This is a genomic window from Parahaemophilus parainfluenzae (assembly GCF_001053575.1).
GTDB lineage: Bacteria > Pseudomonadota > Gammaproteobacteria > Enterobacterales > Pasteurellaceae > Haemophilus_D > Haemophilus_D parainfluenzae_S.
Map to the genome: position 1 here is coordinate 21,145 of NZ_JVSL01000024.1, position 13,084 is coordinate 34,228.

Consider the following 13,084-nt stretch of genomic DNA (forward strand, 5'->3'; position numbering starts at 1 on the left):
AATGATGACTCAGTCAATTTTTCATCTTTCTTTCATAAAGTTTTTGGGGGAAGCTAGACAAAAGATCTATACTATTCCGAGTAGTTATTTACCAGGGAGTTTTTATGCCTGAACGTTCAGCCAATATTAGTACACATGATCCTTTCGGAAGTTTATTAGGTTATGCACCGGGTGGGATTGCGATTTATTCATCAGATTATCATACAGCTGATGAGAAAGAGTATCCGGATGATGCTGCCTTTCGCAGTTATTTAGGAAGAGAGTACATGGGCTACAAATGGCAGTGTGTAGAATTTGCGCGCCGTTATTTATATCTCAATCATGGCATGGTGTTTACTGATGTAGGAATGGCTTACGAGATCTTTTCTCTACGATTTTTACGTCAAGTGGTGAATGATGCCTTATTACCCTTACAAGCCTTTGCAAATGGTTGCAAACGTAAGCCTGAAGCTGGCGCCCTTTTAATTTGGCAAGAGGGGGGCGAATTTAAACATACGGGGCATGTGGCGATTATTACCGAAGTCTTAGAGGATAAAATCCGCATTGCTGAGCAAAACGTGATTCACTCCCGCTTACCTAGCGGGCAGCAATGGACGCGTGAATTACCAATGACAGTTTCTGAAACAGGCTATTTTTTGCATGATACCTTTGATGATACCGAAATTTTAGGTTGGATGATCCAAACGGAAGACACCGAATACAGTCTGCCACAGCCAACACCTGAAAAAGAGAAACTTGAAATTCATGCAGAACATATTGAAAACAACGGTCAGTTTGAACATAAATGGCTGAATGAGAACAATGAATTTGAAGCTGCCTATGTGAAAGCCATGGGAGGGCATAAAGTCAGTCATTCTGATCAATATCGTTACTTTACGATGTCTGAAACAGCACAGCATGAGTTGATTCGTGCAACCAATGAATTACATTTAATGTATTTGCATGCCACAGATAAAGTTTTAAAAGACGATAAGTTATTAGAATATTTTAATATTCCAAAATTATTATGGCCTCGCTTACGTTTATCTTGGCAAAATCGCCGTTATCAAACCATTACGGGGCGTTTAGATTTCTGCATGGATAGTCGTGGATTAAAAGTGTATGAATACAACGCAGATTCAGCCTCTTGCCATGCGGAAGCCGGTGAGTTTATGAATCGATGGGCAATCCAAGGCGGATTGAATATAGGTGAAAATCCTGCTGATGGTTTACGTAATGCATTAGCGGATTGTTGGAAACACAGTGAAGCAACGCCGCTTGTTCATATTATGCAGGATCATGATGATGAAGAAGATTACCACTCATTGTTTATGCGTAACGCACTGGTTCAAGCAGGATTTCAAGCCAAAATTATTCATGGTACAGAGGGGCTACATTGGGATAGTCGTGGTCGTTTAATTGATGATGAAGATAACCAGATAAAAACGGTGTGGAAAACATGGGCTTGGGAAACCATGTTAGAGCAACTTCGTGAAGATGCGACAGGCATGGAAGTGGCTCCACCAATTCGTACAGGCTACCCGGAAGATAAAGTGCGGTTAATTGACGTGTTACTTCGTCCAGAAGTTTTGGTCTATGAGCCACTGTGGACTGCGATTCCAAGTAATAAAGCGATCTTACCTGTATTATGGTCATTATTCCCAAATCATCGTTATTTACTTGAAGCAGGATTTGAATTGACACCAGAGTTGGTTAAAAATGGTTATGCGCAAAAACCAATTGCGGGTCGTCGAGGTGATAATGTGAAACTCATTGGTGAGTGCAAATCTGTACTTGATAGCACAGACGGTCGATTTGATAAGCAGGAAAGTATTTATCAACAACTGTGGTGTTTACCAAAAGTGGAAGACCAATATGTTCAGGTTTGTACTTTCACTGTAGGGGGGCATTATGGTGGTAGCTGTTTACGCTCAGACCCGAGTTTGGTTATTATGGGAAACAGTGATATGCAACCGTTAAGAGTATTATTAGATAAATCTTTCCTTAAGAAATAAAAATAAAATCGGCACTCAATGGGTGCCGATTTGTTATTGTTAATTTATAAAATTATTTTGCTTCTTTGTTATCAGTTGGTTTTTCATCTGTTTTTAACATATCAGCAGGAATAAAAGTTTGTTGTACTTTTGACATATCTGGAAGATGGTGTGCAATCCCTTTGTGACAGTCGATACAGGTTTTGTTTTGTTCCTGTGCAAGTGCGTGCATTTGTTGTGCCACAGTTTTTTGTTGTGAGTAATCCATATCATTAAAGTTATGGCAGTTACGACACTCTTGTGAGTTATTCGCTTTCATACGCGCCCATTCGCGTTCAGCCATTTCTAAACGATGTTTTTCAAATTTCTCTTTAGTATCAACTTTACCCGTATAGTATGCTAATACTTCAGTAGAAGCCTGCATTTTACGAATCATTTTTGGCACAAATTCATGAGGAACGTGACAGTCAGAACAAATCGCTTTCACACCTGAACGGTTGCTAAAGTGAATTGATGCTTGGTATTCAGGTACAACATCGTTAGTATGACAATCTGAACAGAATTGTTCAGTATTAGTTGCTGACATACCGACATTAAATAGGTTAGTTCCAACAATAGTACCAATGATAGTTAATAAAATCACCCCACCAATTGCCATTTTGCTCGGCGAGCGTAACCAACGACAAACTTTTTGAATGCTTGATTTAATCATGGTTTAGCTCCTTATTTACCTTGCGTTTTACGAATGGTTTCGAATTTATTTTGAATAATTGGATTTACGTTAGTTTGCTGAACGTGGCATTGTAAACAGAAATAACGACGTGGTGAGGTACCTTCTGTTTTTTGACCATCACGTGTTAAGAAATGACTCTCAGGAACACGTGGCGCACCCGTTGTTGGGGCAACATCTGGCGCGTGGCAACCTAAACATTGATTCGCATTTTTAGTTACTTGTAAGCCACGAATGCTGTGTGGAACAAGTGGGGGTTGGTTAGGAAAAGTAACAGGAATATTGCCTACATCTTTATAAGGATTATTAAATGCAGGTGCAAGACTTTCTGCTGTTTTATCGATGCTGTTTGCAACTTGTGGTGCATCAGCAAATGCCAATCCACTACATAAAGCCAGCATGAAAATAAATGATTTTTTCATGAAATCCACTCCATTAAATAATTAAATATTTTTAATTTTTATTTGTTTCTCAAATCGAGATCCAAATGTAAATACATTTTCTGCGCACACGTCAATACAGCGTCCACAAGTAATACAATCTTTTGCCAATATAATTTGGCTATCTTCAGGTCCACCGTGTAAAGGAAGTCTTAAAACTTGCGGTTCTGGGCAAACATTATAACAGTCCATACAACGGTCACAGCGATCGCGATCGATTACATTAATTTTTATTAGGCTTTTAGCTCCAATGACACCATAGATTGCACCAATTGGACAAAGGTGACCACACCAACCATGTTCAGCAACGAGTAAGTCAAATAGGAAAATCACTGCTACTAACCAAAGCGTTGCACCTGTTCCAAAGACGAAGATGCGTCCAAGTGCTGCAACAGGGTTTATCCACTCCCATAAAAGCGTACCCGTTATTGCGCTACCAACTAAAATCACGGCTAAAATCACATAGCGAAGTTGACGTGAAATTTTTAATGATTGTCTAATACCTAATTTTCTACGTAGCCAAGCTGCTGCATCAGTCACGATGTTCATTGGACAGACCCAACTACAAAAGGCTTTGCTCGCAACGATGGCGTAGAATACGACGATAACCAAGGCTCCAATAATCGTTGTGATTTCTGGTAGGTAACCTGTCGCTAAACTTTCAGCGGTAATCAATGGATCTGTCAATGGCACAGTATCCAAAAGCATGCTTGAGCTGTAATTGCCTTTTAGAATCCAAACTTGCCAAATCGGACCACTTAAGAACATTAAAATAATACTTAATTGACTAATTCGACGTAGAATTAAAAAGCGATAAGCATGCCACCAACCGAGTTTTTGGCGAGCTTCTAAGCCTGCATCTTTAGGCTTATTCGGGGTATATTTTTCAGCCATTATTTAACCCCCTTAATGTTTAAGTCCAGATTTGGGAATTGCTCTGCTTCCGGAACTGTTGTTGGATTTGGTACATAATCCATTGTTGCACGGTTTGGTGTTGCAACTTTTTGGTTCGGTTGAACTTGCATTGGCTGATAAACCGGCTCATGTGAGCCTTCCGGCATACGAGCATCCATTGCTGGACGTAAGCCATCTGGATGTTGCTCCTCAATTAAGGATTTTCCGGCGTTTTGTTTTTCTTTCCAGCCTAAGCGATAGTGGCGACCGAGTAGCCCTTTGGCGATATCCATCGGTAAGACTTTAATTGCCGCTTCTTCTAACACACAAGCTTGTTCGCATTTACCGCATCCGGTGCAAGCATCAGAGTGAACAGTTGGAATAAGCTTTGCATGAATCCCAGTACGATCATTGTGGATACGTTCAAGTGTAATCGCTTTATCTACTAATGGACAAACGCGATAACACACATCACAACGCAACCCCTGCCAGTTAAGACAAGTTTCATGGTCTAGCAATACGGCTAACCCCATTCTCGCATCATTGATGTCTTTAAGTTCCTCACTTAATGCGCCACTTGGACAAGCATTCATACATGGAATATCCGGACACATTTCGCAAGGTTTATCCCGAGCGATAAAATAAGGTGTGCCAGCTTCCATTGGTGAAATCAGCGAAGCTAAATGCAACATATCATATGGACACGCTTGGACGCATTGTCCGCAACGGGTACAAGCTGCCAAGAAATCCTTTTCCGGTAAAGCACCAGGTGGACGCAAGGCGATCCCTTCTTTAGCTTTAGCTTGTTGTTGCTGTAAGCCAAGAATAATACCAACCCCACATACTCCGGCAGCCGTTCTTGTCACATTTTTTAAAAACTGACGACGGTTAGGATCAAGTCTCATCTGCGTTTCCTTTTATAAGCGGCCTAATTTTGTAAAAATATTGCAAAATTTGACCGCTCTTATTTTAAATTCCCTTCTCTTTAAAGAGAGGAGCGACTAGAAACAAAAGGAAAATCCTACGCTTTTTCCACTTTTACAGCACATTTTTTGAAGTCGGTTTCACCTGAAATTGGATCGGTTGCATCCAATGTTAATTTGTTAGCAAGCTGACCCGCATCAAAGAAGGTGGTGTAAATTAAGCCCTGAGGACATTTGTTACGACCACGGGTATCTAAGTAAGAAACCATTTCACCACGACGTGTAATTAATTTCACTTTATCCCCATGACGTAAGCCATATTTTTTCGCATCCGCTGGGTGCATCCAAACTAAGTTATTCGGGAACGCACGGTGTAATTCAGGTACACGACGAGTCATGGTACCGGTATGCCAGTGTTCAAGTACACGACCAGTACATAACCATAATGGATATTCTTCATCTGGTGATTCTGCAGGGTCTTCATAAGGCACACCTAAGATAATTGCTTTTTTATCCGGATAACCGTAGAACGCAACATCTTCGCCTGCTTTAACGTACGGGTCAAAGCCTTCACGGTAACGCCATAAGGTTTCTTTACCGTCAACAACCGGCCAACGTAAACCACGTACTTGGTGGTAAGTATCAAATGGTGCTAAGTCATGGCCATGACCACGACCAAAGCTTGCGTATTCTTCGAATAAGCCTTTTTGTAGGTAGTAACCAAAGTGATCTGCTTCATCATTGATGTATCCTGGAACATCCGTTGGTATTTTATATTTGTTTACTTCACCATTCTCGTAAAGTACTTCATATAAAGTCTTACCACGATATTCTGGCATTTGAGCTAATAATTCTTCGCCCCATACTTCATCTGTTTTGAAGTATTTAGAGAATTCCACAATTTGCCATAAGTCAGAACGAGACTCACCAGGACCTTTCACTTGTTGACGCCATAATTGGGTACGACGTTCTGCGTTACCATAGCCCCCTTCTTTTTCTACCCACATACAAGTAGGGAGAATTAGGTCTGCTGCAACTGCAGAAACGGATGGGTAAGGGTCTGAAACAACGATGAAGTTTTCAGGGTTACGCCAACCAGGGAAAATTTCGTCGTTAATGTTTGGACCACCTTGCATGTTGTTGGTACAAAGTTGCCATAAGAAGTTTAATTTACCATCTTTTAATGCACGGCTTTGTTGTACAGCTGCGTATCCAGGTACAGTTGGAATGGTACCTTTTGGTAATTTCCATTTTTTCTCAGCGATTTCAACGTGTTTAGGATTGGTTACTACCATGTCCGCTGGTAAACGGTGAACGAAAGTACCCACTTCACGTGCGGTACCACAAGCTGAAGGTTGACCAGTTAATGAGAACGGACCACAACCTGGTTTAGAAATTTTACCGGTTAATAAGTGTACGTTATAGATCATGTGGTTAACCCATACACCACGAGTGTGTTGGTTAAAGCCCATTGTCCAGTAAGACACTAAGTTCTGTTCTGGATCCGCGTACATTTTCGCGAGGGTTTCAAGCTGATCTTTTGGTACACCAGAAATACGGTGTGCTTCGTCTAATGTATAAGGTGCAACGATTTTCTTGAATTCTTCGAAGTCAGAGTCATACATTTTACCTGCAGTTTTACGGTTTTTCGCTGCAACTTCAAGTGGGTGTTCTGGACGTAGACCATAACCGATATCAGTTTCACCACGTTTGAATTTAGTATGTTTATTAACGAAGTCCCAGTTTACTTTATCGTTTTGGATAATGTAGTTTGCAATGTAGTTAAGGATTGCAAGGTCTGCATGTGGATTAAATACGATAGGCACATCAGCTAATTCAAACGAACGGTGTTCGAATGTTGACATAACTACAACTTTCACGTTATCAGAAGAAAGACGACGGTCAGAAATACGAGACCATAAAATTGGGTGCATTTCCGCCATGTTTGAACCCCAAAGCACAAATGCATCGGTTTTCTCGATATCGTTATAGCAACCCATTGGCTCATCCATACCGAATGTACGCATAAACGCAACCGCTGCAGACGCCATACAGTGACGAGCATTAGGATCGATAGTATTTGAACGAAGACCAGCTTTCCAAAGTTTTACTTTTGCATAGCCTTCATAGATAGTAGTTTGACCGGAAGAGAACATCCCAACAGCATTTGGTTCTTTTTTCTTCAAGATGTCTTTGATTTTTTCCGCCATGATAGTGAAAGCTTGATCCCAAGAAACTGGTGTAAAGTCACCTTCTTTATGGAATTTACCATCTTTCATACGTAATAACGGAGTTTGTACACGGTCTGCACCGTACATGATTTTAGAAAGGAAGTAACCTTTGATACAGTTTAAACCGCGGTTTACTTCTGCATCCGGGTCACCTTGAGTTGCGACAACTCGACCATCTTTGGTTCCTACCAATACGCTACATCCTGTACCACAGAAACGGCATGGGGCTTTATCCCATTTGATGCCCATATCTTCGGTCGCATTAACCTGTTTAACAGGGATGGTCATACCGGCAGCCGCTGCCGCTGCAAGTGCAGCATTGGCTTTCATAAAATCTCTACGATTAAGTTCCATAGTTTTCCCCACTCGTTGTTGAATGTTTTAGAATATACAAAAGAGTATGTATTCCTAAATTATTTATTTTTCATCTAAGTAATTCGAAATTAAAGAAATGACAATTACTCCTGGGATATCTTTAATTTCATCCATAAGATCCGCTAATGCTAATTGACGGTTACTTTCAAGGGTGACCACCAATTTGCCTTCATCAGATTTTTCGCCATGAATCTCAGCGGTTGGAATCGCTAAAATGGCTTCTTTGACTTGGTTAAGTTTTTCTGGTCTGGCTTGCACAACAATGCTGCATACATACCAGTTCTCATTTTCGCTAAATTGACTCATCGATATTTGTTTCAATATTAAAAATTTTTATTGCTTTTGTTGGGCAAACACTTAGGCAAGCACCACAACCATTACAACTTTCTAAATCCAATATGGGTTTTGCGACGCCACCAAGTTGTAATCGAAAACGGATGGCATTCATCGGACAGCTATCTTGGCAACTTCGACATTCCACTCGATTTTCTGTGAGACATTGCGTTGTAATTTCAACTTTATGTGCCCAAGGCTCTTCTTCTAATGAACGAAAAATCGGTTGTTCACAGACTAAAACACATTTTTGGCAGAACGTGCATTCGCCCTTGTCAAATTGTATTTCAGGAAAACCGCCATCGCCTTTTACGATAATTTGGGTTTCACATACTAGTATGCAATCACCGCACCGCGTACATTTATCCGTAAAGTTGCTCTCGTTTATCGACCAAGGTGGACGGATAGCATTAATACCTTGAATTTTCGCGTTTTCAGAATGTAACGATTGTAAAAATTGCCCACGTAATAATTGTCTGCGAGAAGGATTTTCAATCGCCATATTTTTCTTTAAAGTTCGGTATTTTCAAGGGATGCATTATCTAGTGCTAATAAAAAAATAGTAACTACCTAAAAGGAGTAGTTTTTAAGAAATATACACTTTTGTTGAGATAGATCAATGATATTTTGAAAATATGTTATTAGTGTAAATAAATTGTTAAAATATAAGTGAAAATGATTATTAAATAGGGCGGAAGAACCGCCCTGAAGTGAGTTTAAAATATTATGCGTTTTGGGTTGGGTAATCCCACCAAATATCGAATAATTCACTGATTTCGATTTGTTGTAATTTATTTTCTTCTAACCATTTTTTCACTAATTGACGATGGCTTTCATCACATTTACCGATTTTCTCTAAGCAAACTAAGCCTTCCCAATGTAAATAGCCGCTACCTTCATAAGCTAAGCCGTTTGGTTGAATCACTTCAGCAATAAAACGATCAACGGTTCCATCGATAGTTTCGATGCTGGTACCTTCAGCAAATTGCCAATTCACTAAAAAGCCTAATTCTTGGAATTCTGCTAAGTGAAGTTTTTTACGTTGACGTTGATTACGAGTTGTCATTTCAATGTTCTCCTATGTTAAGGTAATGGGTATAGTCATCATCTCGATGATTATTTTTTCTTAAAGTATAAATCCCACACACCGTGACCTAAGCGATGACCGCGCGCCTCAAATTTTGTGAGAGGGCGGAAATCAGGACGTGGAATATAATCTTGTTCGGCAGTATTGACTAAATTTTCATTGGCTGAAAGCACTTCGAGCATTTGTTCCGCATAGTTTTCCCAGTCCGTTGCCATATGAATAAAACCATTTGGTTGTAATTTTTGCACGACTTGCTCCACAAAGTGCGGTTGAACAATACGGCGTTTATGATGTTTCGCTTTATGCCAAGGGTCAGGGAAGAAAAGTTGTAAGCCGCCCAATTCGCCGTCTTTTACACAATCACGTAGAATTTCAGTGGCATCATGGCAAATCACGCGAAGGTTTTTCACGCCTTTTTCTACCGCATAAGCAATACAGGCACCTACACCAGGTGTGTGTACTTCAATACCGAGATAATTTTTATCAGGATTCGCTTCAGCCATATCCACTAAAGATTTCCCCATTCCGAAGCCAATTTCTAATATAACGGGATTCGTATTACCATAAATAGCGACAAAATCAAAAGGGGCATTTTGATAATCTAATCCAAGATCAGCCCAGTGATCATTCATCATATTTTTTTGAAAATCACTTAAGCGACCTGTCCGCAACACAAAGCTACGAACTTTACGTTTATAACGACCATCTTCTGTAAATTCAGCCGTTTCAACGGTTTTACGTTTTTGATCAGCAAAGGTTTTTTGCTCTTCTGTCATGGTTTTTATTCGCTCAATTAAAATTGGCGGCGATTATACACTAAAAGGCAAGGTTGTGGGATTTTTCCACCTAATTCCCGTATAATAGCGAAAATTTTTAATTGTTTTTTGTTATGAATATTGTCCGAGTTGCATTAGCCGTACCGCTTCCCCGATTTTTTGATTATCTCTATTCGCCAGACTTGACGCCAATCGTAGGTGGACGCGTGTTGGTGCCTTTTGGTTCGCAAAAACGAGTCGGGATCGTGGTGGATTTGCCCGCTTCTTCGGATGTCGCAAAAGAAAAGTTAAAACCGATTATTGATGTACTTGATGCTGAATCACTTTTTAATTCCACAACTTGGGATTGGTTAGCTTGGTCGGCTAATTATTATCGTGCAGCATTAGGCGATGTGTTGTTTCAAGCGTTGCCAGTCAAACTCCGCAATGGAGAAAGTGCGGTTAAAAATGACCGCACTTTTTGGCGTATTACGGACCTTGGAAAACAAGCGTTAGAATCAGGTGAATTAAAACGCGCTAAAAAACAAATTGAAGTCTTAAATTTATTGATAACGCAAGATCTAGAAAAAGGTAACAATGAGATTAGTTCCGCGATTTGGTCAGCCTTAAAGGGCAAAGATTATGTGGAAGAGATTATCGTGCCTACTGAACAAAAAAGTTGGCAACAAGCTTTAGGGGATGAGCCTTTAGTTAATCTTGATAACCGATTGACCTTAAACAAGCAACAAGCCCTTGCATTTAGCCAGTTGCTTTTCCAAGAAGGCTTTAATGTGTGGTTGTTAGAGGGCGTGACTGGTTCGGGTAAAACTGAAATTTACCTGCAATACATTGAAGAAGTTTTAAAGAAAGGCAAACAGGTTTTAGTGCTTGTTCCTGAAATTGGGCTTACTCCTCAGACTGTTAGACGTTTCCAAGCTCGCTTTAATGTCGAAATTGATGTATTGCATTCCAACTTGAATGATACACAGCGCTTAAATGTTTGGGAACGCGCAAGAACAGGACAAAGTGCAATCGTAATTGGCACGAGATCGGCTCTTTTCACCCAGTTTTCAGATCTCGGCTTAATCATTTTAGATGAAGAACATGACGGCTCATTTAAACAGCAAGATGGTTGGCGCTATCATGCGAGAGATTTAGGCATTGTGCTTGCTCAAAAACTCAATATTCCTATCTTATTAGGTTCTGCCACACCAAGTTTGGAAAGTGTGAATAATGTACAAAATGGCAAATATCATCATTTGGTGCTATCAAAAAGGGCTGGAAATGCGACCGCACTTCGTCAATTTGTGATTGATTTAAAACATCAACGAATTCAAAACGGCTTATCTGAACCGCTGTTGCAACGTATGCAGGAACACTTAGAAAAAGGTAATCAAGTATTGTTATTCCTTAATCGACGTGGATTTGCGCCTGTGTTGTTATGTCATGAGTGTGGCTGGATTGATGAATGTCATCATTGCGAAAAACCTTATACCTATCACCAACATCAGCGCGTTTTACGCTGCCATCATTGTGGTGCACAAAAAACAGTGCCGATGCAATGTGGTCATTGTGGTTCAACGCATTTAGTCACAACAGGTTTAGGTACAGAACAACTGGAGGAAACTCTAAAAGCACGTTTCCCTCAATATAATATTGCACGTATCGATCGTGATAGTACAGCGCGAAAAGGCAAGCTTGAAGGTTATTTAGACGATATTCAGCAAGGTAAAAGCCAGATTTTAATTGGCACCCAAATGTTAGCCAAAGGGCACCATTTCCCGAATGTCACCTTGGTTGCTTTAGTGAATGTGGATAATGCCTTATTTTCCCTTGATTTCAGAGCCGAAGAACGTTTGGCTCAGCTTTATGTGCAGGTTGCAGGACGATCAGGCAGGGCGGAAAAACAGGGCGAAGTGGTTTTGCAGACGCATTATCCGGATCACCCGTTATTAACCACCTTACTTGAAAAGGGCTATCAAGCCTTTGCAGAAGAAACCTTGAAGTTGCGGCATAATATGGGTTTGCCTCCATTTAGTTTCCAAGCGTTGTTTAAAGCACAATGCCGTCATTCTGAAGAGGCGGAAAATGCATTATCGCAATTAGCGTCTTTCTTCTATGAACAAAAAATAGAAGGCTTGCAAGTATTGGGGCCGATTCCTGCACCGTTTAGCAAAAAAGCGGGGCAGTATCGTTGGCAGTTATTATTACAGCACGCGTCTCGGAAACAATTACAGGCAGCATTGAGTCGATATTCACCAGAGCTGATAAAGTATTCTCAAGTACGGGTAATTTTAGACGTAGATCCATTGGATTTGAGTTAGCAAAAATTCCCTAGAAAAATGCACAGTTTTTCAGTAGAATTAAGCGTTTTTTATACTCTAAGTTTAATTTATCGAATATTTTAGGATTTTATCGTGGCTCATCGAGATTTTGCCGGTCGAAGCGGCTCAAAAAATAATAAAAAGAAAGCAAAGAAACGTTTTAATCGTAATACTTTAATTGGTCTTGCGTTGGTAGCAGTATTAGGTTTTGGTTTAGGGCTTTACTTCTTAAAAAGTAAAACACCTGAACCTGTCGTGACAACAACGGTTCAACCAGAAAAACCGCAACCAAAAAGTGTGTTGCCGAATCGTCCAGAAGAAGTATGGCACTATATTAAAGAATTAGAAACCCGTACGGTGCCGGTGGATAATAATCCTTCTTCTGTTGAAAAAAATATGCGTTTGACGGAAGAACAACGTCAAGTGCTTATCCAGATGGAAAAAGAGCAAAAAGCGGCAGAAGAAGCGAAAAAATTAGAAGCCCAGCGTAAAGAGCAAGAAGCGGCGAATGCAGAAAAAGCCGTAGCTCAAGCACAACAAGCTCAATCAGCACAGACAGCTCAAACTCAGCCAGCTCAGCAAACAGCAAAACCAGACGCGAAAAAGCCTGAGCCAGTTAAAAAGCCTGAACCGCCGAAAAAAGCGGAAGTAGTAAAAGCTGAACCAGTAAAAACAGAACCGGCTAAAACTGAGCAACTGAAAAAAGCAGAACCGAAACCCGCTGAACAACAAGTACAGGCTGGCGGCAAAAGATTTGGCTTACAATGTGGTGCATTTAAAAATCGTGCACAAGCAGAAAGCTTACAAGGTCGTCTAGCGATGGCTGGCGTAAATGCACAAATTGCGACAAGTGAAGAATGGAACCGCGTACGTGTAGGACCATTTGGTAGTCGAGATGCCGCAACAGCAGCACAAGATAAAGCAAAATCTGTGGCAAGTTGCGTTGTGATTGGAATGTAATTCAGAATTTAAAAGTGCGGTTAAAAATAACCGCACTTTTTTTATATTTTCACTTGCCA

12 protein-coding genes are annotated in these 13,084 nt (G+C 40.4%); 3 read left to right on the forward strand and 9 right to left on the reverse strand.

Annotation, left to right across the window (positions count from 1 at the left end; genetic code table 11):
- Window positions 1–104 precede the first annotated feature (104 nt).
- Complete coding sequence (gene gss, locus AC979_RS05065; protein WP_049373149.1) at window positions 105–1,994, forward strand: bifunctional glutathionylspermidine amidase/synthase; 1,890 nt, start codon at window positions 105–107, stop codon at window positions 1,992–1,994.
- A 52-nt stretch (window positions 1,995–2,046) separates the two neighbouring features.
- Here gss and AC979_RS05070 read toward each other — a convergent pair whose 3' ends face one another.
- From AC979_RS05070 to trmB, 9 genes are all read right to left on the reverse strand, one after another.
- Window positions 2,047–2,685 carry a NapC/NirT family cytochrome c gene (locus AC979_RS05070; RefSeq protein WP_049373150.1) on the reverse strand — a complete coding sequence of 213 codons (639 nt, stop codon included), beginning with the start codon at window positions 2,683–2,685 and terminating at the stop codon, window positions 2,047–2,049.
- An 11-nt stretch (window positions 2,686–2,696) separates the two neighbouring features.
- Window positions 2,697–3,125, reverse strand: coding sequence for a nitrate reductase cytochrome c-type subunit (locus AC979_RS05075; protein ID WP_049373152.1), 429 nt, complete (start codon window positions 3,123–3,125; stop codon window positions 2,697–2,699).
- 21 nt (window positions 3,126–3,146) lie between these two features.
- Window positions 3,147–4,037 (reverse strand): quinol dehydrogenase ferredoxin subunit NapH, encoded by an 891-nt coding sequence (gene napH, locus AC979_RS05080; protein ID WP_049365640.1) that lies wholly within the window; start codon window positions 4,035–4,037, stop codon window positions 3,147–3,149.
- A complete protein-coding gene (gene napG, locus AC979_RS05085) occupies window positions 4,037–4,942 on the reverse strand; it encodes a ferredoxin-type protein NapG (RefSeq protein ID WP_049365641.1) in 906 nt (301 codons plus the stop codon). Before napG ends, napH begins: the two co-directional genes overlap by 1 nt.
- A gap of 116 nt (window positions 4,943–5,058) precedes the next feature.
- On the reverse strand, window positions 5,059–7,545 hold the full coding sequence (gene napA, locus AC979_RS05090) for a nitrate reductase catalytic subunit NapA (RefSeq protein ID WP_049365642.1): 2,487 nt from the start codon (window positions 7,543–7,545) through the stop codon (window positions 5,059–5,061).
- A 63-nt stretch (window positions 7,546–7,608) separates the two neighbouring features.
- Entirely contained in the window at window positions 7,609–7,872 is a 264-nt protein-coding gene (locus AC979_RS05095; protein ID WP_049365643.1) for a chaperone NapD, read from the reverse strand.
- Window positions 7,859–8,401, reverse strand: a complete 543-nt coding sequence (gene napF / locus AC979_RS05100) for a ferredoxin-type protein NapF (RefSeq protein WP_049365644.1) — start codon at window positions 8,399–8,401, stop codon at window positions 7,859–7,861. Before napF ends, AC979_RS05095 begins: the two co-directional genes overlap by 14 nt.
- A gap of 222 nt (window positions 8,402–8,623) precedes the next feature.
- Window positions 8,624–8,965, reverse strand: coding sequence for a YggL family protein (locus tag AC979_RS05105; RefSeq protein ID WP_049365645.1), 342 nt, complete (start codon window positions 8,963–8,965; stop codon window positions 8,624–8,626).
- A 50-nt stretch (window positions 8,966–9,015) separates the two neighbouring features.
- Complete coding sequence (trmB, locus tag AC979_RS05110; protein ID WP_049365646.1) at window positions 9,016–9,762, reverse strand: tRNA (guanosine(46)-N7)-methyltransferase TrmB; 747 nt, start codon at window positions 9,760–9,762, stop codon at window positions 9,016–9,018.
- A 113-nt stretch (window positions 9,763–9,875) separates the two neighbouring features.
- Between trmB and priA the strand changes: the two genes are divergently transcribed.
- Both priA and ftsN read left to right on the forward strand, forming a co-directional pair.
- Entirely contained in the window at window positions 9,876–12,065 is a 2,190-nt protein-coding gene (priA, locus tag AC979_RS05115; RefSeq protein WP_049373153.1) for a primosomal protein N', read from the forward strand.
- A gap of 93 nt (window positions 12,066–12,158) precedes the next feature.
- The gene (ftsN, locus tag AC979_RS05120; protein ID WP_049373154.1) at window positions 12,159–13,025 is read left to right on the forward strand and encodes a cell division protein FtsN; all 867 of its coding nucleotides are present in this window, start codon (window positions 12,159–12,161) and stop codon (window positions 13,023–13,025) included.
- The last annotated feature ends 59 nt before the right edge of the window (window positions 13,026–13,084 follow it).